We start from the raw sequence: 26,219 nt of genomic DNA, 5'->3' as shown, positions 1-26,219 counted from the left end.
GTTGGAGGCGCACCGTGCCTGTCGGCTTGCTCGTGACCTGCATCAACGACGCCTTGTACCCGGACACCGGACGCGCCGTGGTCACCTTGCTGCGCCGGCTCGGCGTCGACGTGACCTTCCCCGCCGCGCAAACCTGCTGCGGCCAGCCGATGGTGAACACCGGCTACCTCGACGAAGCGGTCCCGCTCCTGCGCAACCACCTCGACGCCTTCGCCGGGTGCGAGGCGATCGTCGTGCCCTCGGGCTCGTGCGCGGGGTCGGTGCGCCACCAGCACCGGCTCGTCGCGGAGCGGTCCGGGGATCCGGGGCTGATCCGCGCGGTCGAAGAAGCGCCGCCGACCTACGAGCTTTCCGAGTACCTGATCGACGTCCTGGGCGTGGTCGACGTCGGCGCGTACTTCCCGCACCAGGTCACCTACCACCCGACCTGCCACTCGCTGCGGATGCTCGGGGTGGGCGACCGGCCCCTCCGGCTGCTGCGCGCGGTGCGCGGGCTTCGCCTGCGGGAGCTGCCGTCGGCGACCGAATGCTGCGGCTTCGGCGGGACGTTCGCCGTGAAGAACTCCGAGACGTCGGTGGCGATGGGCTCCGACAAAGCACGCCACGTGCGGGAGTCCGGCGCCGAAGTCCTCGTGGCCGGGGACAACTCGTGCCTCATGCACATCGGCGGCCTGCTCTCCCGCCAGCGGGCCGGGGTGCGCGTGATGCACCTCGCCGAGATCCTCGCCGCCACCGAGCACGTCGTCGCCGGAGCCGCCCGATGAGCACCACGTTCCTGGGCACGCCCGCCTTCCCGACCGCCGCCAGGAAAGCGCTCGCGGACACCCAGCTGCGCCGCAACCTCGCCCACGCCACCGGCACCATCCGGGCCAAGCGCGCCGCCGTCGTCGGCGAAGTCGCCGAGTGGGAACGGCTGCGGCTGGCCGGTGCGGCCCTGAAGGACCGCACCCTGCGCCACCTCGACACCTACCTCGTCCAGCTCGAAGAGTCGCTGACCGCGGCCGGTGCCACCGTGCACTGGGCCCGCGACGCCGCCGAGGCCAACCGGATCGTCGTCGACATCGCGCGGCGCCACGGCACCGACGAGGTCGTCAAGGTGAAGTCGATGGCGACCGCCGAGATCGAGCTGAACGACGCGCTCGAGGCCGCCGGTATCCACGCCTGGGAAACGGACTTGGCCGAGCTGATCGTCCAGCTCGGCGAGGACCTGCCGAGCCACATCCTGGTGCCCGCCATCCACCGCAACCGGTCCGAGGTCCGCGAGATCTTCCTGCGGGAGATGGGCCGCCACGGCCGTCCGGCGCCGGACGGGCTCACCGACGCGCCCGCCGACCTCGCCGCCGCCGCGCGCGCCCACCTGCGCGAGAAGTTCCTGCGGGCGAAGGTCGCCGTGTCCGGCGTGAACTTCGCCGTCGCGGAAACCGGGACGCTCGCCGTCGTCGAGAGCGAGGGCAACGGCCGGATGTGCCTGACGCTGCCGGAGGTGCTGGTCAGTGTCGTCGGCATCGAGAAGCTGGTGCCGACCTGGGCCGACCTCGACGTCTTCCTGCAACTGCTGCCCCGCTGCTCCACCGGCGAGCGGATGAACCCGTACACGTCGATGTGGACCGGCGTGACGCCCGGCGACGGTCCGCAGGAAGTCCACGTGGTGCTGCTCGACAACGGCCGCACCGACGTCCTCGCCGACGAGGTGGGCCGCCAGGCGTTGCGGTGCATCCGCTGCTCGGCCTGCCTCAACGTCTGCCCGGTCTACGAACGCACCGGTGGCCACAGCTACGGCTCGGTCTACCCGGGCCCGATCGGCGCGATCCTCACGCCGATGCTGCGGGGCACCGGGCACGACGAACAGGTCGACTCGCTGCCCTACGCGTCGAGTCTTTGCGGGGCGTGCTTCGACGTCTGCCCGGTGCGGATCGACATCCCGGAGGTGCTGGTCCACCTGCGCACCCAGGTCGTCGACGCGCACCGGAACCAGCCGAAGGTGCAGAACCTGGCGATGAAGGCGGCGGCGTGGGCACTCGGCGACGCGCGGCGCACCGCGGCGGTCGAGAAGGTCTCCGGCGTCGTCGGCCGCGTGCTGGGCCGGACGAAACGCCGGGCCCCCGGCGGCCGCGGCGCGCTCGGCGCCCTCCCGTGGCCGGCGTCGGCGTGGTCCGACGCCCGGGACGTGCCGGTGCCGCCGCGGGAGTCGTTCCGCGCGTGGTGGGACCGCACCGAAGGCGGCACCCGGGAAGAGCAGGAGGACGGCCGGTGAACGCGCGCGACGCCATCCTCGGCCGCGTGCGCGCGGCCCTGCGCGACGTCCCCGCCGGCGAGTCGGCCGCCGACATCGCCGTCGACAAACCGGCGCCGGTCGCCGCCACCCCCGAGCACCTCGCGCTCTTCGCCGAGCGCGTCGCCGACTACCGGGCGACGGTCGTGCGGTGCACGGAGGCCGAACTCCCGGCCGAGATCGCCACGGCGTGCGCGGGCACGGAACGGATCGTGGTGCCCGCGGACCTGCCGGACGCCCTGCGCCCCGCGAACGCCGTGCCGGACGCGGCGACCCCGGTCGCCGACCTCGACGCGGTCGACGGCGTGGTCACCACGGCCACCCTCGGCATCGCCGAAACCGGCACCATCGTGCTCGACCACGGGCCGGGCCAGGGCCGCCGGGCCGTCACCCTCATCCCTGACCTGCACGTCTGCGTCGTGCGGGCCGACCAGGTGGTGCCCGACGTCCCGGCTGCGGTCGCGCGCCTCGACCCGAGACGGCCGCAGACGTGGATCAGCGGCCCGAGCGCGACGTCCGACATCGAACTCGACCGCGTCGAAGGCGTGCACGGCCCGCGCCGCCTCGTCGTGCTCGTCGTGTCCTGACGCCGGGTTCAGTGCCAGTCGGTGCTGACTGCGACGTCGAAGCCGCGGCTCGGGAAGACCCGCGCCACGAAGAAGTCGTGCACGGCCGAGCCGGTCGCGGCGACCATCGCGCTCGTCGCCACCCCGGCAAGGGTCACCGAGTCGACGCCCCGGGCCCGGAGGACGAGGTCCAGGTCCGTGCCGCCGCTCCTGGTGAGCCGGTGGCGTTTCACACAAACGTGTCACTAACTCCTGGTCAAAGCGTCGAAATTTCCGGAAAACGCCCCGGCGCCGACCCGCGGTCACCTATGCTCCGGCCGATCTTCCCGACTTGAAAGGGTGTTCCATGTCCGCTCGCGCACTGCCCGTCCTGGCCACGGGCGTGGCCCTGCTGATCGCCGGTTGCTCGGGCGGGGGAGGCGACAGCGCGGCGGGGTCGAACACCGCTCCGCCGCCTGCCTCGACTTCGGCCGTGACCTCGGCGACGCCCACCTCCACGCCGCCCGCGACCACCGCGACGTCGGCTCCGGCGAAGGCCGCCGGGGCGGTCGAGCGGTTCGAAACCTATCTGCACGCCGTCGGCAACGAGGACGTCACCACCGCCTGCGAGATCGCCGCGCCCGCCGCCAAGCAGGCGGAAGACCAGGGCTTCGGGCCGTGCGAGCAGACGCTGCCGATCTCGTTCAAGATGTTCAGCGCGGCGCAGCGGCGCGCGCTGCAGAGCGCCACCGTCGACCGGAGCCGGATCACCGAGGGCGCGAAGAAGGTCGAAATCCCGGCCAAGGCCGTACAGTCCAGCGTGAAGTTCACCGACGGCGACCTCGGTGACACGGTGCTGGAGCTGCGCGGCGGGCAGTGGTACATCACGGACTGACCGGCGTCCTCATCGGACGGTCACGGGCCGCGGCGCCGTGTCAGCGCGGTGGCCGCGGCGTGTCAGGACGCCCGGCGATCGTGGTTCCCATCAGCGGCGGCCCCACCAGCGGGGCCGCCGGGAGGACCACAGGAGTCACGATGCAGACCTTCGCCACCCCCGCCCCGATCACCGCCGTTCTCGCCCTGACCGCGGGCCGCGTCCGGCTGGTCGCCGCCGACCGCGCGGACACGACGGTCGAGGTCCGGCCCGCCGACCCCGCCAAGAGCCGCGACGTCAAGACGGCCGAGCAGACGACGATCACGTACGCCGACGGCGTCCTGCGGGTCCAGACCCCACCTCCCGGGACGCTCGGCCGCGCCGGTTCGGTGGCGGTCACGCTCGAGCTGCCGTCGGGATCGCGCGTCGAGGCCGAGTCGGCCAGCTCGGAGCTGCGCGGCACCGGCCGCCTCGGCGACGTCCGGTTCGACGGCGCGTACCGCCACATCAAGCTCGACGAAGCGGAGAGCGTCCACCTGACGGCCACGGACGGCGACGTCGAGATCGGCCGACTGGGCGGCCCCGCGGAGATCAGCACGGCCCGCGGAGACATCCGCATCACCGAGGCGGTGCGCGGCAAGGTGGTGCTGCGGACGCAGTCGGGCGCGATCACGATCGGCGCCGCGGCCGGGGTTTCGGCCACTTTGGACGCCGGGACGTCTTACGGGCGCGTCAGCAACAGCCTGAAGAACAATGGGGGCGCGGAGTTGGCCATCCACGCGACCACCTCCCACGGCGACATCACGGCGGCGAGCCGCTGACCGGTTCGGCGGCGGCCCGGGTTGCCGGGCCGCCGCCCGTAGCGGTCATCGATCCGCGGTCTCCGGCACCAGCCGGATCCACGCCTGGGCGGTGGTTTCCTTGTTCGTGACGACGGATCGCCGGTACGCGGCCGCGCTGCTGTGCTCGCTGTGGCGGATCACCTCGTCGAAAAACCACGCCGAACTGATCACGGCCAGCGGCGCGGCGTTCCCGGCGAGGACCGCTCTGATCGCGGGAGAGTCCAGCAGCCGGCAGGCGTGGATCACCGACGCCCCGGTGAACCCGTGCCGGTCGTAGTTGATCTCACCCGCGTGGATCGCGACGCGCAGCCGGATCCGCTCCTCCGGCGGGTGCGTGGCGTTGTACCGGCACAGCTCGCCGGCCAGCGCGTCCGGGAGGCCGTCCGCGCACCGGATCTTGGGGACCTCGGCGGAGACGAGGACGATGACGCCGTCGCCGCGGTCGCCGCTCCGGCAGTTCGTCCAGGGGATTCCGGCCACGCCGAAAGCGCGCTCGACCGCCTCGTAGAGGCCGTCTCTCATGCGCACGCGGTTGGGGTTGCTGCGGTGGTGCTGCCCGAAGCCTTCGATGTCCAGCCCGACGATGGTGCAGTGCGCCGTGGTGAGCTCGGCCGCGTGCGGCCGTACGCCACAATCCGGTTGCGACGCCATGGTTCCTCCCCGTTGACTCGCATCGCCGCGCTGAGGCCGAGACCGGGTGTACTAGTACACCTTGAAGCTTGACCATAGGCCGCCGCTACACTCCGCAGCCACGGGAACCGAGGTATCGTTTGGTTACCGTAACCATGCACGTGCACCGGGTGATCATCGCGCCTCGGGGCACGGTCGTCGACGTCGGGAGGAGTGTCGTGGCACCCCATACCTCCCCTGTCGTCGCCACATGGGAACTCGCTCTACGGCTCCGCGACTGCCGCGAGCGCCGCGGCATCGACGTCTCGACGATCACGCGGGAGTTGGGCTTCACGCGCAACTACTGGTCCGCCGTCGAGAACGAGCGCAAGGTGCTCACCGTCGAGAACCTCCGGAAGGTCATCGACCTGTTCGGGATCGGCGAAGACGAAGGGCGCCGGCTGCTCTCCCTCCGGGAGGCGGCGAAAGAGCGAGGCTGGTGGTCGGATTATTCGAAGCTGCTCAACACCGAAGTTCAGCGCATGCTCGGTTTCGAATACGGCGCGCAGGGAGTCCGGGACTACGAAAGCCTCTTGATTCCAGGTCTGCTGCAAACCCCGGACTACGCCCGTGCGGTGATCGAACCGGCCGTCGTCGTGCGGCCGGACGAGATCCAGCAGCGGGTCGACATCCGGATGCGGCGCCAAGCCCGGCTCGGCGGCGATGAGCCACTTCGCCTGACCGCGGTCCTGAGCGAGGCGGCCCTGCGTCAGCGGATCGGCGGCGCGCACGTACTGCGTGACCAGCTCGAACACCTGGAAAGGCTGATACTGGAACGACGGAAGACGATCAGTGTCCGGGTGGTCCCGTTCACCGCACCGGCGTGCGGCCTGTTCGGCGCCCCCACCGTGCACCTGATCGACTTCGACAAGCCGGCGTTGCCGACGCTGGCTTGGCAGGAGACCGTTTCGACGTTTTCCATCATCAGCGACGAGGCCCGGGTCCGCGACATCTCTCGCACCTATTCGGACGCTCGGGAGCAGGCTCTCGACGAGTTCGAAACACTGGAGCTGGTGCGCCAGTGCGCCCGAGACCTGCCGGCGGGCCGCGCATGACAGAAAGCTCTCGATGATTCGGTCACCGGCAGCACGACGCTGGTGATTCGCGATTGACGGGAGAAGAGTGAACGGGCAAAGCAGGCCGACCTCCGGGACCAGCCGTGACGGCTGGTTCAAGAGCAGCTATTCCAACGCTTTGGGCAGCTGCGTGGAGGTCAACCTCACCGGAGGGGTCGTCTCGATCCGAGACAGCAAGGACAAACGGGCCGACTCCCCGGTCATGAGCACCGGCGGCGCGGGCTGGTCGGCTTTTCTGAGCATCGTGGCCACCCATCCGCTGTCGGAGCGCGAACCTGGTTCGTAGCCGTCACATCACCTTTCCGCGGTTGATGTGACGCGAGCGCCCGGTGGCCTCGCACGACGTCGTGTGAGACCACCGGGCCGCCGCCGATCAGCGTTCCCAGTCGATTTCGCGCGTCGGGTACCGGCCCACGAACTCCGCGTACCCCCGCGGCCGGTACGTCTCCAGCTCGTCGAAGCGCTCGGCGGCCGTGGACGCGACGGCGACCCCCGCTCCCCGGCCGTCGTCGGTCTCCAGGCGGTACAGCCTGCGCTGCATGCGGTACACGCCCGTGCGGGACTCGTGCAGCGTGCCCAGCGGGTCCGGGTCGACCGCGGGGAGGTCCGTTCCCGGCACGCCCCAGTCACCGGACTTCGTGAACGCTCCGGGCCGGAACGCCAGGCCGTTCTCCTCCGCGCGGGAGGCCATCCACCGCAGCGAAACGTCGGCCAGCTCGCCCTCCCGGTAGCCGCCGCCGACGTCGCTGTGCACGCCCGGGAACCACACCTGCTCGATCCGCTGGCCGCGGACCTCGTCGCGCTTCGACCACGACGTCGGCTTGAACGCGCGGCGCTTTTCGTCGATCGCGAGCGCGTGGAAAGCCGCGTCGACCCGGCTGCTGAGTTCGGTGTTGTGGAAGGCGAAGCGGCGGTTGACCCAGTTGGTCAGGAACTTCGGGCCGAGAGTCGGGATGCCCAGCGCGCCCACCGTGTCCCAGACGCCGATGAACCGGATCCGGGTCTTGAACGTCGACGACTCGTGGCTGTACGAGCGGCGGAACAGCTCGGACTCGATGTCACGCGGCTTGACGGCTCGCGCGCGGTACAACGCGTACGCGTCTTCGAGCCGGTGCGCGTTCTCGGCGCGCAGCACGCCCGCGTTGTGGATGAGACCGGCGACGCTGCGGGCGGTGAAGGCGCCGCGGCTGAACCCGAAGAGGAACAGCTCGTCGCCGGGCTCGTAGTTGTCGACGATGAAGCGGTAGGCGCGGCGCACGTCGCGGGACAGGCCGACGCCGAACGCGCCCCCGCGGATCCGCGGCCGTCCGTACGAGCCCACGCCGCGGTGGTAGTAGAGCCGCTGGGCGACGTCGCCGTCGGATTCGGCGACGCCCAGCGCCAGCTTCGTGACGTTCGTCGGGCACGGGTGGCCCTCTTTGGCCTGGTCGGGTGTGTTCCAGGTGCCGTCGCAGCAGATCACCAGACGTTTCATGTCGCCCTCCCCGGACGCCGCGGCAGGCGGGCCGGCGCCGGCCCTGTCTGCCCCTGCCTGCTCTGTGGGTCGCGGGAGCGGGCACGCGGTTACCCCTCACCCGTCACGGCACCCTAACGGAGTAATCCGGTCACCGGTTCGAGTGGCTCTGCTGGGTTCGACGTCGGTGGCACTGAGTGCCAACCTGACTCAGCCGCCGCGCAGGGCCGCGCTCACCTGGGCGATGACCTCGTGCAGGGGCGCCGCCGTGGACATCACCGCGACCACCGTCTTGTCCTCACGCTGGGCGCGGTCCCCGAAGGCGTCGATCACCAGGGCGAACGCCGCGGCCGCGCTGGCCGCGATGTCGTCCTCGCCGCCGTCGCGCAGCCAGCGCCGGAGGACGTGGTTGTTGGCCGCCGCGATCGCCGCCGCGACGACGGCCGCGCGCACGCTCGCCTGCTCGTCTCCGCGCTCCTCGAACCGCGCGCGCAGGTAGCGGGCGAGCACGCGCTGGTAGCGGTCGACGGTCGCGACTTCCTTGTCCCGCAACGCCGGCACGGTCCGGGTCAGGGTGAACCGCTTGAGCGAGACGTCCAGGTCGGCGGCGTAGGAGTCGAGGACGAGGCCGACGGCCTCGCACGCGACCTCGACCGGGTCGCGCGCCGGGTCCGCGGCGGTGAACGCCTCCTCCATCTCGGCGACGATCTCGTCGTGGTTCGCGAAGAGGACGTCGTCCTTCGCGTCGAAGTACCGGAAGAACGTCCGCCGCCCGACCCCGGCCGCGGCGGCGATCTCGTCCACCGTGGTGGCCTCGTAGCCGTTGGCCACGAACAGGTCCACGGCCGCGGAGGCGAGGGCGCGACGCAGCCGCCGCCGCCCGGCGGGGGTCGCTCCGGCCCGGGTGGCCGGCACCCGGCGCGGCGAATCCGTCATGGGCCGGACGGTAGCAGCCGGCCTTGCTAACGGCACTCAGTGCCGTTAGGCTGGACGGCGAACGCGGGCCACCCGGCCCCTCTCCCGCGAGCGGAAGGCGCCGAAGATGTCGCTCGACCAGCAGGTGCAGCCGATGGAGTCCGTCGCGCGGCGGGAGCCGGCCGGGATCGGGCCGAGGCCTACTACGGACGGTTGTTCGGGTGGTCGGTGCGGTGGCGCGGGATGCAGCCGTTCCTGTCGCTGGAGAACGGGATCTGCGCGGTGACCGTGCCCAAGTTGAGCGCGGCCCCGGTGCTGGCCCGGCTGGCGGCGATCGGGTGCGAAGGCCCGGCGATGACGATGGCCACGCAGCGCGGGCAGCGGGTCGCGGTGCTCGCGGAGACGGACGGGCTGATCCCGCCGCGCGCCGCCCTGCCGAAGGACGTGGAAGTGCTGGCGTGGGGCGCGCTGCTGCCGTTGCCGATCGGCTCGCGGCGCACCGACATCGCGACCGAGTGGGTCGCGGCACCGAACCCGCAGCAGCGGTGGCTCCCCAGCTTGGACGCGGTCCTCGCGGCGATTCCCGCCCGCGAGCGGTAGGACCGCACGTCCCGCCGAGCCCGGTGGTCCTGAATGAGTCATTCAGGACCACCGAAGACCTGAATGACTCATTCAAGACGTCAGCGGGTCGTGTGGGCGCCGCCGTTCACGTGGATCGTCTGACCCGTGATGTGCCGCGCTCCCGCCGAAGCCAGGAAATACGTCGTCTCCGCCACGTCCTCCGGCTGCCCGGCCCGGCCGTTGTGCGTCGCCGCGATCAACGCCGAGCGCCGCTCCTCGCTCAACCGTCCGTGGAAGAAGTCCGTCTCCGCGATGTACCCCGGCGCGATCAGGTTGGCCGTCACCCCGCGAGGCCCGACCTCCGAAGACAGCCCCGCCGTCCACGCCGCCAAGGCCGCCTTCGCCGCCCCGTAAGACGATGATGCGTACTCCGCGCCGATCGAGCCGATGTTCACGATCGTCCCGCCCGGCCGCAGCTTTTCGAGCACCGCCGTCGTCGTCAGGACCGCGCTGAGCAGGTTCGCGTCCAGATTGGCCCGCCACGCCGCGAGGACCCCGTCGAGACCCGGGGACCAAGCCGCGCCGATGTCGGTGTTCGCGCCCGCCATGTTGACGAGCACGTCCAGCTCCGGCCCCAGCTCCTCGGCCAGCCGGGCCACCTGCGCCGGATCCGTGGCGTCGCAGGGAACCGGGCGCGCGCCGAGCTCGGCGGCCGTCCGGGTCAGGCGGTCGGCCTTGCGGCCCGTCACCACCACCTCGTCGCCCGCCTCGCGGAACCGCGCCGCCACCGCCTTGCCGAGACCGCCGCCACCACCGGTGACCAGCACCTTGCGACTCACCGCTGTCCTCCTCTCTGCTACGTTTAGCTCTAAACGTAACAGCGAGGAGCCGCGGATGTCCAACGACAGCTACCCCATGGAAGCGATCCTGCGCTGGCCCGCCGCGGACATCGCCGACGCCTGGGAGCGCGAACTCCCGGGCGTGCGCACCGACTCCATCCGGATCATCACGCCGGTCTGGCGCATCGCCAAGCTCCTCGCCGACGACCGGCGGCGCACCCTCGCCGAGCTCGGCGTCGATCCGTCCACTTTGGACCTGCTGAGCGTCATCCGGCGGGCCGGGCCGCCCTACGAGCTCACCACCCGGGAGATCACGCGCCGCACCCTGGTCACCGCGGGGGCCGTCTCGCAACGCGTCGCCCGCGCCGAACAAGCCGGGCTCGTCGAACGGGCTCCCTCCACGGCCTCGCGCCGGGCCGTCGCCGTCAAGCTCACCGATGCCGGGCACCAGCTCATCGAAGCCACCGTCCGACAGCTGCTCGACCACGAAGCCGAGCTCGTCGACGACCTGACGCAGACCGAGCGCACGGCCCTCACGAAACTGCTCGCCAAGCTCGAGGAAAGCCTGTGGTGAAGCGAACCTCGCCGCGGGGATTCGTACCCGGCGAACGTGAACCAGAACGCCCCGTGTCGTAGGTGATCCCCCGCAGCATCGACCCGCCCGGAAGGTGTACGTCGTACAGTTCAATGTACGAGCCACCGGGCCGGGGCAACGCGCGGCCGTCGACCTCGCCGACGCGCGCGGCGTCCCGCGCTGACCAGGAGGCCTGGTCGACCTGATGCTCCGGCCGTTCGCACTCGGCCTCGACTGCCTGCTCGACGGCTTCGCCGCGCGGCGGCCTCGGTAGGCTCCCCGCCATGGGGGTAAGAGCGAAGATCGTGGTCGGCCTGGTGCTGGCCGCCATCGTGGTCGTCGGCGTCCTGACGTCCCAGCGCGAAAGCCGTCCCGCGCAGGCCAAAGCCGCGTGCGGTACGCCGGTGCGGACCATGGCCTACGCGGACGAACCGGAACGCCCGTTGCGCCGTGACGGCTTCGAGCAGCTCTTCCGCTCCGGTGCCGCCGTGCGTGCGGGTGGTGAGGACGCCGTGATCGAGGTTGCCGACGTCGCCAAGCTCGACCTGCCGACCGGGCGGCTCATCGCGGGCGATCCGACGTACGAGGACGACCTCGACACGCCGTTCCTGGTCACCGTGCCGCCCGGCAGCTACCCCGTTTCCCTTTCCAGGGTGCGGTTCACCGCCACGCCCGGGACCATCCGGGTCGCCGCCGCACGGGTGCTCGTGCGCCCCGAGCCGGTGACCCGCTGGGCGCTCGCCTTCTCCCCCGGCGAGGACCCCGCGAAGCTCGGGCCCAACGAGTACTACGGCTTCGGCGTCGACAGCGGGCTCGCCGCCCTCCTCGACGCGAGCGCGACCCCCTCGCTCTGCCGTCTCGTCGCCGGCGGCGACGGCCCGCTGATCCCCGCCCTCGACCAGGACGACGACTCGGCCGGGGTGTCCCTGCGGGACCCGGCCACCGGGCCCAACGTGATCGCCTTCGGCGCCGGCTGGGGCGACGGCTCCTACCCGACCTGGATCGGCTACACCGCTTCCGGGGCCGTCGCCCAGTTCGTCGTCGACTTCTCCGTGATCGACTGACCTACGCCAGCGCGTCCCGCCACTTCGCCGCGAGCTCGCGCAGGAACTCCGGGTCGCTTTCGGCCACCCGCGGGAACGTGTCCAGGCGCTCGTACGGGCGGCACGCGTCGATGATCGCGCGGCTGTTGAACGGCGGCTCGCCCTCCACCGACAGCGGATCCAGCTTGCTGCCCCACGTCCGCTTCATCACCTCGATGTCCTGGACGGGATCGCTGCGCGTGGACATCGCCCAGATCACCTGGTCCAGGTCCGCCGGGTCGACGTCGTCGTCCACCACCACGACGTACCGGTTCATGTACGCCGCCGCCGGGCACTGGGCCGTCAGGTAGGCCACCTGACGCGCGTGTCCCGCGTACCGCTGCCGCAGCGACACCGCGATGAACAGCCGCCCGCCGCCCGACTCGTGGGCCCACGCCTTGACCACACCCGGGACGCCCGACGCCGCCAGCTCGTCCTGGATCATCGCCGACTTCATCACCGTGCGCATGTACGAGTAGTCGTGCGGCGGCTTGCCCGGCGGCGCGCCGAGCAGGATCGGGTCGTCCCGGTGGTACAGCCGCGTGATGTCGATGGCGAGGTTCGGGCGGCGGCGGCCCGAGTAGTACCCGGTCCACTCGCCGAACGGGCCTTCCTCGCGCAGGTGGTCCGGCCGCAGCCAGCCTTCGATCGCCAGCTCGCTGCCCGCCGGGATCGGCAGGCCGGTGTCCGGTCCGGTGACGACCGGGACCCGCTCGCCGAGCACCGCGCCGGCGTACTCCAGCTCGGAAATCCCGTGCGGTACCTCGGTTCCGCCCAGCACGAGCAGCAGCGGGTCGTGTCCGAAGGAGACGGTGACCGGCGCGCGGCCCTCCTTTTCGAACCAGCGCCGGATGTTCTGGTCGCCGTGCTTGCCCGGCACGACCGCGAGGGTGACGCCGCGGCCGTCGTCGGCGACCTCCATCCGGTAGCAGCCACCGTTGTGCACGCCGGTGTCCGGGTCGCTGGTGACGACGAAGCAGCCGGTGCCGATGAACCGCCCGCCGTCGTGGGCGTGCCAGCGCGGCACCGGGAACGAGAGCAGGTCGACCTTCTCCCCCGGCACTTCGTTCGCCAGCAGCGGCGCGTCGTCGACCGGGAGCACCGGGAACTGCCGGGCCGCCGCCGCCCAGCGCGACGGCTTGCCGCGCAACGCGTCGACGACCCCGACGTCGTCGAGGTCGTCGCCCAGCCGCAAGGTCCGGCCGAACCGCCGCGGCGACGCCGTGCTGCCGGTGAGCACCCGCATCCCGGCCGGGTAGCCCGCGATCTCGTCGAACAGCACGGCGGGCGACCCGGGCAGCCGGTAGCTCAGCTCGGCGATCCCGCCCAGCTCGAGGTCCCAGTGCGCGCCCCGCACGGTGCGCAGCTCGCCGAACCCGGCGACGGCGTCGAGGTGCGAACGCAGGCTCAGCAGGGGTTCGGTCACGACGGCTCCCCGGCGAAGTGCGCGGCGACGACCGGCCACAGGTCGGGCCGTTCGAGCAGGCTCAGGTGCCGGGCGTGCTCGAGCACCCGCAACCGCGCGCCCGCGATCCCGGCGGCCAGCTCCCGCGCCATCGACGGCGGGGTCGCGTAGTCCTCGGCCCCGACCAGGACGAGCGTTTCGGCCCGGACGTCGCCGAGCCGGTCACGGGCGTCCAGCGCGCCGAGCGCGCGGCAGGCGGCCGCGTGGGCCTTCGAGTCGGTCGCGACGAAGATGTCGCACACGCGCTCGACTTCCTCGGGGTGCTCGGCGCGGAAGGCGTCGGCGAACCACCGGTCCCGCTGGAACTCCAGCTGGGCGTGCCGGTCGAGCTTCAGCGCGCGCTCGGCGCGTTCGGCCCACTCCGCGACGCGGTTCGGGCCGTACCAGGCGGTCGCGTCGGCCAGCACGAGGCGGTGCACGAGGTCCGGGCGCGCCACCGCGAGCGCGAGGGCGGTGCTGCCGCCCATGGACAACCCGATGACGTCCGCCGGACCGGCGCCGAAGTCCTCGATGACGGCGGCCGCGTCGGCGGCCATGTCCTCCACGGTGAACTCGGCACCGTCCCAAGCGGACTCGCCGTGGCCGCGCGCGTCGAGCGCGAGCACCTGGTGGCGGGTGCCGAGGTACTCGGCGACCGGGTCCCACACCGCGCCGCTGAGCGCGAGCGGGTGCAGCAGGACGACGGGACGGCCGTGCGTCCCGGTGCGGCGGACGTTGATCTCCTTCACGCGCTCTTCCTTCCCTCGCGGGCCTCGCGGCGGGCGGCCGCGGCCTTGATCGCGGTGCGGATCTCGCCGTAGGTGCCGCAGCGGCAGATGTTGCCTTCCAGGTGCTCGGTGACGTCGTCGTCGCTCGGGCTCGGGTTCTCCGCCAGCAGCTCGTGCGTCATCAGCACGAACCCGGGAATGCAGTAGCCGCACTGCATCGCGCGGGCGGCGACGAACTCCTCGACCACCTCGTCGTCCTCCGGCAGGCCGTCCGCCGTGGTGATCTCGGCGTCGTCGTACCGGGTCGCGCGGGCCAGGCAGCTCGACACGCTGCGGCCGCCGACCAGCACCGTGCAGGCCCCGCACGCGCCGACGCCGCAGCCTTCGCGGGCGCTGGTCACGCCGAAGTCGCGCCGCAGGACGTCGAGCAGCAGCTCGTCGTCGGCGACCGCGAGGCGGCGGCGCCGCCCGTTGACGGTCAGCTGGATCTCCCTCATGACTGCTCCTGCTCGGTGATGGCGGTGAGGATCCGTTCCGGGGTCAGCGGCAGCTCGGTGAGCCGGACGCCGGTCGCGTCGCGCACGGCGTTGGCGATCGCCGGCGCCAGCGGGATGATCGCCGTCTCGCCGACGCCCTTGGCGCCGAACGGGCCCGTCCGGTGCGGGCTTTCGATGACGATCGGGGTCAGCTTGTCCGGCATGTCCTTGATGGACGGCAGCTGGTAGTCCAGCAGGGTGCCGTTGACGATCTGGCCCTCGTCGAACACGAGCTGGTCGAACAGCGCGTGCCCGAGGCCCATCACCGCCGAGCCGGACAGCTGCTGCTCGACGAGCGCCGGGTTGATCGCGCGGCCGACGTCGCCGGCCACCGCGAGGTGCTCGACGTGCACGCGGCCGGTCGCGGTGTCCACGGTCAGCTGGACGGCCGCGGCACCGGCGAACCAGTGCTCGGTGACCTGCGCGGACTGCCCGGTCTCGTGGTCGTAGGGCTGCCACGACGTGGTGAAGTTCGCTTCCGCCGTGAGCGTCGTGCCGCGAGCGCCGAAGTGGGCGTGCAGCAGGTCGGAAACGCTGACGGTGGCCTGGTTCTGGGCGCTGACGAGCCCGTCGCCGGTGATCTTGATGTCGGTCGGCTCGACGTCGAAGTGCTTCGCCGCGAGCGCGGTCAGCTTGTCCCGCATGGACTCCGCGGCCAGGCGCACGGCGTTGCCGGTGTGGTAGGTCGAGCGCGAACCGGCGGTGATCGTGTCGTACGGCGTGACGTCGGTGTCCGCGCCGACGACCCGGACCCGGCCCTCGCCGAGGCACAGCACCTCGGCGGCGATCTGCGCCATGATCGTGTCGCTGCCCTGGCCCATGTCGACGGTGCTGATCAGCACCGTGGCCGAGCCGTCCTGGTTGAGCTGCACGGTGGCGTTGGAGATCGTCGGCGTCAGCACGGCCTTGATCCCGACCGCGACGCCGCGGCCGCGCCGGAACCGGCCTTCGGCGGGCGGCAGCGGCTCGGACCAGCCGATGGCCTCGGTGACCGCGTCGAGGCAGCCGACGAAGTCCGCGCTGTGCATGGGCGTGCCGACTGGGGCGACGTCGCCTTCCCGCAGCAGGTTGCGCCGCCGGAACTCCGCCGGGTCCTCGCCGCGCTCACGCGCGAGCTCGTCCACAAGGGACTCGTGCGCCCACGTCACCTGCGGCACCCCGAACCCGCGGAACGGCCCGGCCGACGGCTTGTTCGTGTAGACGCACCGGGAGCGCACCCGCACGTTGTCCACTTTGTACGGTCCGGTGGCGACCATGCCGGACTTCGCGGTGATGCGCGGGCCGACGTCGGCGTACGCGCCGGTGTCGTACCGGACGTCGGCGGTGGCGGCGACGAGCTTGCCGTGCTCGTCCGCGGTCATGCTGCCGGACACCGCCGCGCCGTGGCGCGTGGTCAGCAGGAACGCCTCTTCGCGGGTGGCGGTGATCCGCACCGCCTGGCGCTGCGTCCACGCCAGGGCCGCGACCAGCGGCTCGAGCCGGTCGTACATCTTCGCGCCGAAGCTGCCGCCGAGCGGCGCGGTCCGCACCCGGACCCGGTTGAGCGGCAGGTCGAGCAGGTCGGCCAGGCTCTGCCGGACGTACGACGGCGTCTGCGTCGTCGCGAGCAGTTCGAGCCGGTCGCCCTCGGGCCACGCGGCCGCGTACGGCAGCTCGATCGGGACGTGGTGGGTCGGCGGCGCCCAGAACTCCGCGCTGACCGTGGTGGCGCCCTTCGCCGTGTCGGGGTCGCCGCGGCGGAGGTTGAACTCGTAGTTGACGTTCGTGTCGCGCTTGCCGCGCAGGTGCTTCAGGTCGCCGAACACCGCCGACGGCCGCAGCTCCTCGTGCACGTACGCACTGCCCGCGATGGCGGCGTCGACGTCGTGCACCGGCTCCAGCTCGGCGTAGTCGACCTGGATCTCTTCGGCCGCGCGGCGCGCCGCCGCGACGCCGTGGGCGAGCACCGCCGCGACCGGCTCGCCGACGTAGCGGACCTTGTCCACGGCGAGGCACGGCTGGTCGGAGAACGCGGGTCCGGTCATCAGCCGCTCGCCGAGCAGCGCGAACAGGTCCGCGCCGGTGACCACCGCGACGACGCCGTCGACCGCGAGCGCCCGGCTCGTGTCGACCGAGACGATCTTCGCGTGCGGGCGGGTGCTGCGGTGCACGGCGAGGTCGAGGCAGGGCCGGACCGGCTCTTCGGCCGCGTACCGGAACTCGCCGCGGACCTTGGCCCGCCCGTCGGTGCGGGCCCACCGCTCACCGACGGCGACGCCGGCCGAGGAACGGGATTCGCCGCTCATCGTCTCGCTCCTTCCAGGAAGATCGCACGGCTTCTTCGACGGCCACCAGGCCGAGCCGCGTCTTGTAAGCGCTTCCCCCGCGCACGTCGGGGAGGGGGTCGATCAGCGGGCTCGCCACCTCGCGAGCCGTGGCCACGACCTCGTCGACCGGGGTGTCCGAGGCCAGCTCGAACTGGGTGAACACCGGCACGTGGGCCAAGGCGCCGAGGCCGAGCCGCACCTGGCGGCGGCCGCGGGAGGCGGGCACCACCAGCACGGCGGCGGACGCGGCGGGCCAGTCGTTGACCGCGAGGCTCGACAGCTTCGCGAAGTGCGCGCCCGCGTCTTCGGGCTGGCGGGGGATCTCGACCGCGGTGATGATCTCGCCGGGCCGCAGCGCGGTCTGCTGGAAGTCGACGAAGAACTCCCGCGCGGGCACGCTCCGCTTGCCCCGCGACGACGTGAGCTCGATGTCGGCGTCGAGCACCATCAGCGCGGTCGGTGGGTCGAGCCGGTAGTCGCCGTGCGCGAGGTTGCCGCCGACGCTCGCGGTGTTGCGCACGCGCGGGTTCGCGACGCGGCCGTAGACCTCAGCGGCCAGCGGCGCGATCTCCCGCACCAGCGGGCTGGTTTCCATCTGCCGCAACGTCACCAGCGGGCCGGCGCGCAGGCCGTGCTTGGTCTTCGCGATCTCGCCGAGCCCGGGGACCGCGCCGATGTCCACCAGGTCGGAGGCGAACAGCACGCCCTGCTTGAGCAGGATCTGGACGGCGGTGCCGCCGCCGTAGACCATCGCGTCGTCACCCGCGGCCATGATCGAGCAGGCTTCGGCGAGCGTGTCCGGGTAGTGGTAGACGGGCATCAGCTCTTCTTCCCGAACAGGCGCGCGAACAGGCGACGCCACCAGGAAACCCGCGCGGGGGCGTCAACCGGGCCGTTGCGGCGTTCCAGCACGCTGCGCAGGCCGGGGTTGCCCGGCCCGGGCGGGCCCGCGGCGCAGATCTCGGAGAAGGCCGCGACGAACTCCTTCTCGACTTCCTGGGAGCGGCGGCGCACGAGCGACTCGCCGAGCCGGCCGATCCGGCCCCAGATCGCCACGTCCAGGCTGTACTCCACTTTGGACGAGTCCGGGCCGTCGGGGCGGACGCCGAGCAGCGCGTCGATCTTGATCGAGCTGCCGAGCTTGTGGTCCTCCCCCTTGAGCAGCGCCCGCACCTGTTCGGGCTCGCGCAGGTCGGTGATCTCCGCGGAGAACCCGGCGCTGAAGCGCACGTGGGCGATCTCGTTCACGAGCCGCCCGCGGTAGTGCGCCGGGTCCGAGCGGTCCAGCTCCGTGCAGCCGGGGACGCTGACCCGCATCGTGTCGGGATCGAGGAAGTGCGCGAACACGCGATCGTGCCCCGCGGGGACGAGGAATGAGGATCCGAGCTTCATGTGACCACCAGAGAGGACTTAGTGTCTGCTATAGAGGACACTAACACGGTCCTGGCGACAAGCAAACCGGCTCGGCTACCGTGCGCGAAGGAAGAACGACGAGGGGCGAGGATGACGAGCGACGTACCAGCGGTGCTGAGCGCCGTGCGGCTCCTGGAGCGGATCGCCAGGGACTGGCCGGAACCGGTGGCCTCCGGGGTGCTCATCGAGGAACTCGGGCTCAACCGCAGCACCTGCTACAACATCCTCGGCACCCTGCAGCGGGCCGGCTGGACCACCAGCCGCGACGGCTGGTCGCTCGGCCCGCGGCTGCTCGCGATGGCCCGCCTCTCCGAGGACTGGGTCACCGAGATCGTGCAGCAGGAACTGGACGAGCTCAACCAGCGGATCAACTTCGTCGTCTTCGCGGTGCAGCCGCACGGGAAGGGCGAGTACTCGGTGCTGGCCAAGGGCGACCGCGGCAAGGGCGTGCGGATCACCGTCGGCGTCGGCGACACGTTCCCGTTCTCCGCGCCCGCGATCATGCGCGCCTTCCACGCCTGGTCCGACCCGGCCGAAGTCGACCGGCTGGTCGCGCGGTTCGGCGTCGAGGAGTTCACCCCCGAGACGGTCGCGACCCCCGACGAGCTGCGCGAGGTCCTGGAGGACACCCGTGAGCGCGGGTACGCCGAGAGCATCCGGGAGTACGACCTCGGCCAGTCCGGCGTGGCGGCGCCGGTCTTCGACGCGCAGGGCCGCGTCTGCCTGGTCGTCTGTTCGCTGGCGTTCGCCTCGGAACTCAACGAGTCCACTGTGGATCATTACGGTGCCTTGATCCGCGATTGCGCCCTTCGCATCACCGAACGCACCGGAGGCGCGGTGAAAACCGCGGAATAGTTCCGCTTCCACGGGAACTCCACGATCCGAGCGGCCGGATCGTTCCTTGACCTCGCCCTGCGGCTCGCTTACGGTTCCGCATGCAGGACTCGATGTCCTCGATGGAGGACAAGCTCCGGCCCGCGGCGGCCCGGAAAGGAGATCCCCGTGTCCGAGGTCGCCCTCGTCCGGAAACCCTGGGCCAAGACGCTGAACCGGACCCAGTGGCGGTCCCTGCTCGCCGCGAACCTCGGCTGGCTGTTCGACGGCTTCGAGACCTACGCGCTCATCCTGACCGCGAGTCTCGTCCTGAAGACACTCGAGCCCGGCGCCCCGGCGACGCAGGTGTCGTTCCTGACCGGCGTGACGATCGCCGTCACGCTGCTGGGCTGGGGGTTCGGCGGCATCCTCGGCGGCGTGTTCGCCGACTACTTCGGCCGTCGGCGGGCCCTGCTCACGTCGATGGTGCTGTACGCGGCGTTCACCGGCCTCACCGCGGTTTCGTGGTCGTGGACGTCGTTCCTGGTCCTGCGGTTCATCACCGGCTTCGCGCTCGGCTCGGAGTGGGGCACCGGCACGTCGCTCGTGGCCGAGACCTGGCCGGCGCACGCCCGCGCCAAGGCGGCCGGGCTCATGCAGTGCGGGCTGGGACTCGGGTTCTTCGTCGCGTCGGCCTGCTGGTACTTCATCGCCCCGCTGGGCACGAACTCCTGGCGGTACATGTTCCTCATCGGCGTGCTGCCCGCGGTGTTCGCGCTGTGGCTGCGCCGCACGGTGCCCGAGTCCGACTCGTGGACCAGCGCGCACAGCCGGCGTCGCGCCCTGCGGCAGCGGGCCGACGGTGAGCTGACCGCGCACGAAAAGTCGTTCACCCGCCTGACCCTGCGCCAGATCCTGGTCGATCCCAAGCTGCGCAGGCTGACCATCCTCGGCTCGCTGATGTCCCTGGTCACCACCCTCGGCTGGTGGGGCATCTCGACGTGGGTCCCCGCGTACGTCGCCTCGCGCGCCGCGGCCTCCGGGCAGCCGGCCACCGCGTGGGCGAGCTGGGCTGGGATGATCTACAACGCCGGCGCGATCGCCGGGTACATCGGCTTCGGCTTCCTCGCCGACCGGATCGGCCGGAAACCCGCGGTGCTGCTGTACTTCGGCGCCTCCCTGGTCCTCACGCCGGTGCTGTTCCTGTGGACGCACAGCCTCGGCCTGATCGTGGTCGTGCTCGTGGTCAACGGGTTCTTCACGCTGGGCCAGTACACCTGGATGCCGGTGTGGCTGCCCGAGTTCTACCCCACCCACCTGCGCGCCACCGGCGCGGCGTTCGTGTTCAACGCCGCCCGGTTCGTCGCCTTCCTCGGCCCGCTGACCGCCGGCGCGATCATCTCGAAGCTCGGCGGGTACGGCATCGCCGCGACCGCCGTCGGGATGATCTACGTGCTCGGCCTGGTCGTCGCGCCGTTCTGCCCCGAAACGCGCGGGCAGAAGCTGCCCGACTGAACCCCCGGGAAAGGGAACCTTCCTTGTCGACCCTCGCAAAGCCCACCGGAACCGGTGGGCTCACCCCAGTGCGCTCGAAAACGGCCCGCATCCTGTTCTTCGCGTTCCTCGGCACGCTGTTCGACGGCGCGGAGCTCAACCTCGTCGGCTACCCGCTGTCCTACCTGGCGGAGAGCTTCCACGTCAGCACCATCCAGATCGTGCAGGTCGCCACGCTGCAGGGGTTCGCCTCGATCGCGGGCGGCATCCTGTGCGGCTGGCTCGGCGACCTCTTCGGCAGGCGGTGGACCTACACCGGTTCGGTGCTGGCCTTCGGCGTCGCCGCGCTGCTCGGCGGGCTCGCCCCGAACTACTTCGTGTTCCTGCTGACCCGGCTGCTCGCCGGCGTCGGCATGGGCGGCCTGTTCGGCCTGTCGTTCTCGATGTTCGCCGAGTGCTGGAAGACCCGCAAGCGCGGCATGATGGGCGGCTCGATCCAGGCGATGTACTTCGTCGGGCAGATCCTGACCGAGGGCGTGGTGTACTTCTGCCTCGTCGAGTTCGGCGAGGACCGCGGCTGGCGCACGGGGTACGTCCTGATCGGCGTCACGACGCTGGTGATCGGCGCGGCCGCGGCGGTGCTGCTGCCCGAGTCCGAGCAGTGGCGGACCTACCAGCGCGAGCTGAAGGGCGGACGGGTGCCGGAACACCTGCGGCGCACCAAGGTCCCGCTGCTCGACGTGTTCCGCGGCGGCTACGCGCGCGGCACGATCGTGTTCATGGCGCTGGCCACGGCATTGTTCCTCACCACGAACTCGCTGATCTCCTACCTGTCGACGTTCCTGATCAAGGTGGAGAAGGTGCCGCTGGGCACCGCCAGCCTGATCGTCCTCTTGGGACTGGTCGTCACGGCGATCACCTACCCGGTGACCGGGATCCTGTCCGACGTCCTGCGGCGCAAGTGGGCGTTCTTCGCGTCGGCGTTGTTCGGCGTGCTGGGCTTCGGGTGGCTGCTGAGCCTCGTGCTGAGCGGGTCGACGAAGATCGGCACGGACTTCTGGGCCTACCCGACGTTCTGGGCGCTGATGATGTGCGCCGGCGGCAGCGGCGGCTTCGGCGTGCTCGGCATCTGGATGGCCGAGTTCTTCCCGACGCGGGTCCGCTCCAGCGGCTCGAACCTCAGCTACTACGCCGGACGCGGCTTCGGGGCCGGGCTGTTCCCGCTCGTCGCGCTCTCGCTCGCCGGGACCGTGCCGCTCGCGCTGGCGCTCGGCATCGTCGGCCCGGTGGCCGGCGCGGCCCTCGCCCTGCTCGCCCCGGACAAGACCGGCCGCCGCATCGAGGCGATCGAATGAGCCCGCGCACCGTCGTCGTCGCGATCACCGGGGCCACCGGCGCGGTCTACGGCGTGCGGATGCTGGAGCTGCTGGCCGACCGGCCGGACGTCGAGGTGCACCTCGTCCTGTCGAAGGCGGGTGCGGTGACCCTGCGGCACGAGTGCGGGCTGTCGCCGGAGGAGCTGGGCAAGCTCGCCGCCGTGCGGCACCGGCCGGGCGAGATCGGGGCGTCCATCGCCTCCGGCTCGTTCCCGGTGGACGCCATGCTCGTCGCGCCCTGCTCGGTCAAGACGCTGTCGGCGATCGCCCACAGCTACACCGACGACCTGGTCAGCCGCGCCGCGGACGTGTGCTTGAAGGAGGGCCGCCCCTTGGTGCTGATGGTGCGGGAAACCCCGCTGCACGTGGGTCACCTGCGGGCGATGACGGCCGCCGCGGAGGCGGGCGCGATCATCGCCCCGCCGGTGCCCGCGTTCTACCCGCACCCGGTTTCGGTGGACGAGCTCGTCGAGCACACCGTCCGGCGCGCGCTGGCCCGCGCCGGGCTGCGCGACCTCGCGCCGGAGCCCTGGCGGGGCGACCTGGCGCGGAGGTCGTAGCCCCCGGCCGGACCACGCTCCCCTCGGCGTGGTCCGGCCGCCCGGCGTCAGGCTTCGCCCGTCCACTCGAACACGGGCACCAAGCTCTCGATCAGCTCCAGGGCGTCCGCGGCGGACACCCCCGCGGTCGCCATCTGGTCCGCGACCAGGCCGGTGACCCGGGCCGCGGCGAACGACGTGCCGCTCCACGTCGCCCAGCCGCCGGGGACCGCGCCGGTCACCGCGACACCCCGGGTGGTGCGGTCGACCCACGGCAGCTTCGGGGTGAACTCCGACAGCGTCGCGCTGCCGGGTTCAACCTTCCCGCCGGTCGACCCGATGAGGCCGGACGACCCGACGGCGACCACCCGTGGCATGGCCGCCGGGTAGCTCGGCGACCGCGACGTGCGGCCGCGCACCAAGCCGATCACGTCACCGTGGTTCCCGGCCGCCGCGACGACCAGCACGCCCGAGGGCACCCGCTCGATCGCGCGGCGGATCACCAGCGGCGCGTCGCCGTCCTCGGTGTAGGCGGCGAACGACAGGTTGAGCAGGTCGACCCGCTGCCCGAGCTCGACGATCGCGACCGCGGCGTCCCAGGCGTCCGCGGTGTTTTCAAGCCCCTTCAACGCTCCTCGGACGGAGACGTGGGCACGCGGGGCGCCCTGCCGGATCAGGCTCGTCACGAACGTCCCGTGCCCGGCCCGCGGGACGTCCGGCACGCCGGTGCCCCACTCGTCGGCCGTCACCCACTCCTCGGGCAGGCTCTCGTGGTGGTACACGGGCGTGTCGACCACGCCGACGCGGACGGTGGGCCCGCCCGCCTCGGGAGTCGGGATCACGACCGGGTCCGCCGGTTCGGGCAGACCTTCGGACATCGGTTTCGGCCCGGCCGGGCGGACCAGGTCGGCGACGCGCTGCTTGCCCAGCTCCGGGAACCAGCCGCCGAACCGCCCGCTGAACCGGCGGCGCAGCTCGTGGAGCACCCCGTCCAGCGCCGCCTCGCTTTCGCCGAACCCGCTCAGCAGAGCCAACCCGAGCAGCTCGTGCGTCTCCTTGACGGAGTGGTCGACGTCGAGCGCGGCCAGCTCCGTCTCGATCAGACCCAGGTGCTCGAGGTCGACGACGAGCTCCCCGGGCACGGTGGTGCGGAACGGTTCGTCCTGGGTGGCCATGTTCGGTACCTTTCGTCGGTGGCGTCTACCCATCGGAGTCGCTGATGGCCGTCCTGATGCATCACCCGGCGCGCGAGGCGGCCGAGGACGCGATGCGGATGGCCGACCTCGACCCGGGCCGGGCGCTCCCGCTGGCCGCCCCGGCCGTGCGCCTGGCCCGTCGCGACCGCGACCCGGCCGCGCTGGCGGTCGCCGAACGCGCCTGGGGCCACGCGCTGCTGCACTGCGGCGAAATGGACGACGCCGTCCGGCACCTGCGCCGGTCCATGGCCGCCGGCCGCGCGGCCGGGTCGGCGGCGCTGGTGGCCGAAGCCCGGATGAAGCTGGCGTACGCGCTGGCGCAGCAGGGTCGTCCGGCTGCGGCGTTGCGGGAGGTCGACGCGGCGCTGCCGGACCTGACCGGCGCGTCCGCGGCCCGGGCCCTCGCGCAGCGGGCGATCGTGCTGAACCAGGCGGGCCGGGTCGACGAGGCGCTGGCGGACTTCCGCACGGCGCTGGCGACGTTGCGGCGCACCGGAGACCTGCTCGGCGTGCAGCGGATGCTGATCAACCGGGCGTTCCTGCAGTCCGACCGCTACGCCTTCGCCGCCGCGAAGGCCGACCTGCTGGAGGCCGAACGGCTCGCGCGCGAGCTGGGCCGCGAGCTGACCGTCGGGATCATCGCGGAGAACCTCGGGCGGGTCGAGGCGTTCCGCGGCGACGTGCCCGCCGCGCTCGGCCACCTCGACCGCGCCGAGCGGATCATCTCCGAGCACGGCGCCCAGCTCGGCTGGGTGCACCGGCACCGCGCGGAGCTGCTGCTGGCGGCGGGCGTCGCGAGCGAGGCCAGGGAATCGGCCGAACGCGCGGTGGCGACCTACTGGCGGGAACACCGTCTGCTCAACGTCCCCGAAGCCCGGCTGCTGCTGTCCCAGGCGGCTTTTCTCGGCGGCGGCTGGGAAACCGCGGTAACGCACGCGCGTCAGGCGAGCCGCGAGTTCGCCCGGCAGGGCCGCGGCGAGTGGGCGGCGGTGGCCCGGCTGGCCGTGCTGCGCGCCGAATCGGCGGCCGGGCGGGTGCCGCGCGTGCCGCTCGAAGCCGTGACGGGGATGGCGGACACGCTCACGGCCGCCGGCTGGCCCGCGGCGGCGGTGGAAGCCCGGTTGATCGCGGCGCAGGTGCTGCTCCGGCGTCGGCAGGACGACGCGGCGCGCGAGCACCTCCTCCTGGCGAGCGAGGTGCGGAAGCGCGGCCCGGCGACCCTGCGGGCCCGCGGGTGGTATGCCGAAGCCGTGTTGCGACAGTCCGAAAAGGACATCGGCGACGCGCGACGGGCGGCCCGGAACGGGTTGCGGATCCTCGACGAGCACGCGGCCGCGCTGGGCGCCACCGACCTTTGGGTGCATTCGGCGGCGCACCGGCGTGAGCTGGCCGAGCTGGGGTTGCGGTCGGCGCTGCGGGAGGGACGCCCGGCCGCCGTGCTGGAGTGGGCGGAACGCGGACGGGCGAGCCGCCTGCTGAACCGTCCGGTCCGGCCAGTGGCCGACCCGGAGCTGGCGGCGTTGCTGGCGGAGCTGCGGGTGGTCGTCGCCGAGATCGACCGCGGCGGCGTGGTGCCCGCGCACCGGCGGATCGCGCTGGAGCGGCGGATCCGCGACCACACGCGCCGCCACCCGGGCACGGCCGCCGCCACCCCGCCGTCCCCGGTGTCGTCCGGGCGGCTCACGGCGGCGCTCGGGGAGCACGCGCTCGTGGAGTTCCTGCAGCTGGACGGCACGCTCCACGCGCTCACGCTGGCCGCCGGGCGGCTGCGGCTGCACGCGCTGGGCCCGGTGGCACCGATCGCGGACCTCGTCGACCGGGTGCGGTTCGCCCTCCACCGCCTGGCCCGCCTCGACCGGCGCGGAGCGTCACTGACGGCGTTGCTGACGACGAGCGCGAAGCGGCTCGACACGGCGTTGCTGGAGCCGTTGCGCGAAGCGGACGGCAGGCCGTTGGTGGTCGCGCCGACCGGGGCGTTGCACGGGGTTCCGTGGTCGGTGCTGCCGTCGTGCGCGGGACGGGCGGTGAGCGTGACGCCGTCGGCGACGTTGTGGCACCAGGCGGTGGGGACGGAGGCCGTCGCGGGGCCGGTCCTGGTCGCCTCCGGGCCCGGGTTGCCGGGTGCCGAGGAGGAAGCCCGTGCGGTGGCGGCGATCCACGGGGTCGCCCCTGCGTCGTCCACAGTGGACGCTGTGCTCTCCGGCCTGGCCACGGCTCGGCTGGCGCACCTGGCCGCGCACGGGCAGCTCTCGACGGACAACCCGTTGTTTTCGCGGCTGCGCTTGCACGACGGGCCGCTGATCGTGCACGACCTCGAGCGGCTGGCGCGGGTGCCGCACACGTTGGTGCTGGCGTCGTGCGAGAGCGGCCGGTCGGTGGTGCGGACGGGTGACGAGCTGCTGGGGCTGAGCGCGACGTTCATCGCGCACGGGACCGCGCAGCTCGTCGCGTCGGTGGTGCCGATCCCGGACGGGGAGACGGTGCCGCTGATGGTGTCGCTCCATCGTCGGCTCGCGAAGGGCGAACCCGCGGCGGCGGCGCTGGCGGCGGCACAGTTGGAGCTGCGCGACGGCGACCCGGCATCGCTCGCGGCGGCGGCCGGGTTCACGTGCCTCGGAAGTTGAGCCGTCTTGAATGAGTCATTCAGGTCTTCGGAGGTCCTGGGCTTGACC

The 26,219-nt window shown here is 72.3% G+C and carries 27 protein-coding genes; 15 read left to right on the top strand and 12 right to left on the bottom strand.

The features are described 5' to 3' along the window. Positions 1-14 precede the first annotated feature (14 nt). Genes QP939_RS26075 through QP939_RS26065 form a run of 3 tightly spaced genes read left to right on the top strand, consistent with a single transcriptional unit; the run spans position 15 to position 2,859 of the window. The gene (locus QP939_RS26075; RefSeq protein WP_285459500.1) at positions 15-764 is read left to right on the top strand and encodes a (Fe-S)-binding protein; all 750 of its coding nucleotides are present in this window, start codon (positions 15-17) and stop codon (positions 762-764) included. Beyond that, a complete protein-coding gene (locus QP939_RS26070; RefSeq protein WP_285459499.1) occupies positions 761-2,254 on the top strand; it encodes a lactate utilization protein B in 1,494 nt (497 codons plus the stop codon). The genes QP939_RS26075 and QP939_RS26070 overlap by 4 nt, the downstream gene beginning before the upstream one ends. Then, positions 2,251-2,859: a LutC/YkgG family protein gene (locus QP939_RS26065; RefSeq protein WP_285459497.1), complete on the top strand. Its 609-nt coding sequence runs from the start codon at positions 2,251-2,253 to the stop codon at positions 2,857-2,859. The genes QP939_RS26070 and QP939_RS26065 overlap by 4 nt, the downstream gene beginning before the upstream one ends. A gap of 8 nt (positions 2,860-2,867) precedes the next feature. Here the strand turns inward: QP939_RS26065 and QP939_RS26060 are convergent, their stop codons facing one another. Next, positions 2,868-3,071 (bottom strand): hypothetical protein, encoded by a 204-nt coding sequence (locus QP939_RS26060; protein WP_434219663.1) that lies wholly within the window; start codon positions 3,069-3,071, stop codon positions 2,868-2,870. Between the two features lie 113 nt (positions 3,072-3,184). Between QP939_RS26060 and QP939_RS26055 the strand changes: the two genes are divergently transcribed. Together QP939_RS26055 and QP939_RS26050 are read left to right on the top strand one after the other, a co-directional pair. Beyond that, positions 3,185-3,712 carry a hypothetical protein gene (locus QP939_RS26055; protein WP_285459496.1) on the top strand — a complete coding sequence of 176 codons (528 nt, stop codon included), beginning with the start codon at positions 3,185-3,187 and terminating at the stop codon, positions 3,710-3,712. A 140-nt stretch (positions 3,713-3,852) separates the two neighbouring features. After that, entirely contained in the window at positions 3,853-4,512 is a 660-nt protein-coding gene (locus QP939_RS26050) for a DUF4097 family beta strand repeat-containing protein (RefSeq protein WP_285459495.1), read from the top strand. Positions 4,513-4,557: 45 nt separating this feature from the next. Here the strand turns inward: QP939_RS26050 and QP939_RS26045 are convergent, their stop codons facing one another. Continuing rightward, on the bottom strand, positions 4,558-5,184 hold the full coding sequence (locus QP939_RS26045) for a hypothetical protein (RefSeq protein WP_285459493.1): 627 nt from the start codon (positions 5,182-5,184) through the stop codon (positions 4,558-4,560). A gap of 140 nt (positions 5,185-5,324) precedes the next feature. Between QP939_RS26045 and QP939_RS26040 the strand changes: the two genes are divergently transcribed. Further along, on the top strand, positions 5,325-6,257 hold the full coding sequence (locus QP939_RS26040; RefSeq protein ID WP_285459491.1) for a Scr1 family TA system antitoxin-like transcriptional regulator: 933 nt from the start codon (positions 5,325-5,327) through the stop codon (positions 6,255-6,257). A gap of 67 nt (positions 6,258-6,324) precedes the next feature. Further along, a complete protein-coding gene (locus QP939_RS26035) occupies positions 6,325-6,564 on the top strand; it encodes a DUF397 domain-containing protein (RefSeq protein ID WP_285459490.1) in 240 nt (79 codons plus the stop codon). An 87-nt stretch (positions 6,565-6,651) separates the two neighbouring features. On the opposite strand, the gene QP939_RS26030 is transcribed toward QP939_RS26035, so the two are convergent. Together QP939_RS26030 and QP939_RS26025 are read right to left on the bottom strand one after the other, a co-directional pair. Continuing rightward, the gene (locus tag QP939_RS26030; RefSeq protein WP_285459489.1) at positions 6,652-7,752 is read right to left on the bottom strand and encodes a T6SS phospholipase effector Tle1-like catalytic domain-containing protein; all 1,101 of its coding nucleotides are present in this window, start codon (positions 7,750-7,752) and stop codon (positions 6,652-6,654) included. A gap of 189 nt (positions 7,753-7,941) precedes the next feature. Further along, positions 7,942-8,667 carry a TetR family transcriptional regulator gene (locus tag QP939_RS26025; protein ID WP_285459488.1) on the bottom strand — a complete coding sequence of 242 codons (726 nt, stop codon included), beginning with the start codon at positions 8,665-8,667 and terminating at the stop codon, positions 7,942-7,944. Positions 8,668-8,889: 222 nt separating this feature from the next. On the opposite strand from QP939_RS26025, the gene QP939_RS26020 reads away from it, so the two are divergent. Further along, entirely contained in the window at positions 8,890-9,246 is a 357-nt protein-coding gene (locus QP939_RS26020; protein WP_285459487.1) for a glycogen operon protein GlgX, read from the top strand. A gap of 80 nt (positions 9,247-9,326) precedes the next feature. Here the strand turns inward: QP939_RS26020 and QP939_RS26015 are convergent, their stop codons facing one another. Then, positions 9,327-10,046 carry an SDR family NAD(P)-dependent oxidoreductase gene (locus tag QP939_RS26015; protein ID WP_285459485.1) on the bottom strand — a complete coding sequence of 240 codons (720 nt, stop codon included), beginning with the start codon at positions 10,044-10,046 and terminating at the stop codon, positions 9,327-9,329. 55 nt (positions 10,047-10,101) lie between these two features. On the opposite strand from QP939_RS26015, the gene QP939_RS26010 reads away from it, so the two are divergent. Then, positions 10,102-10,620 carry a MarR family winged helix-turn-helix transcriptional regulator gene (locus QP939_RS26010; RefSeq protein ID WP_285459483.1) on the top strand — a complete coding sequence of 173 codons (519 nt, stop codon included), beginning with the start codon at positions 10,102-10,104 and terminating at the stop codon, positions 10,618-10,620. A 284-nt stretch (positions 10,621-10,904) separates the two neighbouring features. Further along, positions 10,905-11,684 carry a DUF4241 domain-containing protein gene (locus QP939_RS26005; protein ID WP_285459482.1) on the top strand — a complete coding sequence of 260 codons (780 nt, stop codon included), beginning with the start codon at positions 10,905-10,907 and terminating at the stop codon, positions 11,682-11,684. 1 nt (position 11,685) lies between these two features. Here QP939_RS26005 and QP939_RS26000 read toward each other — a convergent pair whose 3' ends face one another. From QP939_RS26000 to QP939_RS25975, 6 genes are read right to left on the bottom strand one after another with little or no spacing between them, the layout of a single operon-like run. Further along, positions 11,686-13,128 (bottom strand): UbiD family decarboxylase, encoded by a 1,443-nt coding sequence (locus tag QP939_RS26000; protein WP_285459480.1) that lies wholly within the window; start codon positions 13,126-13,128, stop codon positions 11,686-11,688. After that, positions 13,125-13,895 (bottom strand): alpha/beta fold hydrolase, encoded by a 771-nt coding sequence (locus QP939_RS25995; protein ID WP_285459478.1) that lies wholly within the window; start codon positions 13,893-13,895, stop codon positions 13,125-13,127. The genes QP939_RS26000 and QP939_RS25995 overlap by 4 nt, the downstream gene beginning before the upstream one ends. Continuing rightward, a complete protein-coding gene (locus QP939_RS25990; protein ID WP_285459476.1) occupies positions 13,892-14,371 on the bottom strand; it encodes a (2Fe-2S)-binding protein in 480 nt (159 codons plus the stop codon). The genes QP939_RS25995 and QP939_RS25990 overlap by 4 nt, the downstream gene beginning before the upstream one ends. After that, complete coding sequence (locus tag QP939_RS25985; protein WP_285459474.1) at positions 14,368-16,695, bottom strand: xanthine dehydrogenase family protein molybdopterin-binding subunit; 2,328 nt, start codon at positions 16,693-16,695, stop codon at positions 14,368-14,370. The genes QP939_RS25990 and QP939_RS25985 overlap by 4 nt, the downstream gene beginning before the upstream one ends. Further along, on the bottom strand, positions 16,652-17,536 hold the full coding sequence (locus QP939_RS25980) for an FAD binding domain-containing protein (RefSeq protein ID WP_285459473.1): 885 nt from the start codon (positions 17,534-17,536) through the stop codon (positions 16,652-16,654). Before QP939_RS25980 ends, QP939_RS25985 begins: the two co-directional genes overlap by 44 nt. Continuing rightward, entirely contained in the window at positions 17,536-18,108 is a 573-nt protein-coding gene (locus tag QP939_RS25975; protein ID WP_285459472.1) for an SRPBCC family protein, read from the bottom strand. Before QP939_RS25975 ends, QP939_RS25980 begins: the two co-directional genes overlap by 1 nt. Positions 18,109-18,219: 111 nt before the next feature. Between QP939_RS25975 and QP939_RS25970 the strand changes: the two genes are divergently transcribed. The 4 genes from QP939_RS25970 (at position 18,220) to QP939_RS25955 (ending at position 22,372) form a co-directional block, all read left to right on the top strand. Then, complete coding sequence (locus QP939_RS25970) at positions 18,220-18,984, top strand: IclR family transcriptional regulator (RefSeq protein WP_285459470.1); 765 nt, start codon at positions 18,220-18,222, stop codon at positions 18,982-18,984. A 147-nt stretch (positions 18,985-19,131) separates the two neighbouring features. After that, positions 19,132-20,457: an MFS transporter gene (locus QP939_RS25965; RefSeq protein WP_285459469.1), complete on the top strand. Its 1,326-nt coding sequence runs from the start codon at positions 19,132-19,134 to the stop codon at positions 20,455-20,457. Positions 20,458-20,525: 68 nt separating this feature from the next. Further along, positions 20,526-21,791: an MFS transporter gene (locus QP939_RS25960; protein ID WP_285459468.1), complete on the top strand. Its 1,266-nt coding sequence runs from the start codon at positions 20,526-20,528 to the stop codon at positions 21,789-21,791. Then, positions 21,788-22,372, top strand: coding sequence for a UbiX family flavin prenyltransferase (locus QP939_RS25955; RefSeq protein WP_285459466.1), 585 nt, complete (start codon positions 21,788-21,790; stop codon positions 22,370-22,372). The genes QP939_RS25960 and QP939_RS25955 overlap by 4 nt, the downstream gene beginning before the upstream one ends. Positions 22,373-22,419: 47 nt before the next feature. Here QP939_RS25955 and QP939_RS25950 read toward each other — a convergent pair whose 3' ends face one another. Continuing rightward, positions 22,420-23,526 carry a S8/S53 family peptidase gene (locus QP939_RS25950; RefSeq protein ID WP_285459464.1) on the bottom strand — a complete coding sequence of 369 codons (1,107 nt, stop codon included), beginning with the start codon at positions 23,524-23,526 and terminating at the stop codon, positions 22,420-22,422. Between the two features lie 44 nt (positions 23,527-23,570). Here QP939_RS25950 and QP939_RS25945 point away from each other — a divergent pair, with 44 nt between their 5' ends. Beyond that, positions 23,571-26,171 carry a CHAT domain-containing protein gene (locus QP939_RS25945; protein ID WP_285459462.1) on the top strand — a complete coding sequence of 867 codons (2,601 nt, stop codon included), beginning with the start codon at positions 23,571-23,573 and terminating at the stop codon, positions 26,169-26,171. The last annotated feature ends 48 nt before the right edge of the window (positions 26,172-26,219 follow it).

The sequence above is a fragment of the Amycolatopsis nalaikhensis genome (genome assembly GCF_030264295.1).
Classification (GTDB): Bacteria; Actinomycetota; Actinomycetes; order Mycobacteriales; family Pseudonocardiaceae; genus Amycolatopsis; species Amycolatopsis nalaikhensis.
The sequence above is the reverse complement of the archived record's forward strand: the minus strand, read 5'-3'. Positions and strand labels throughout refer to the sequence as shown.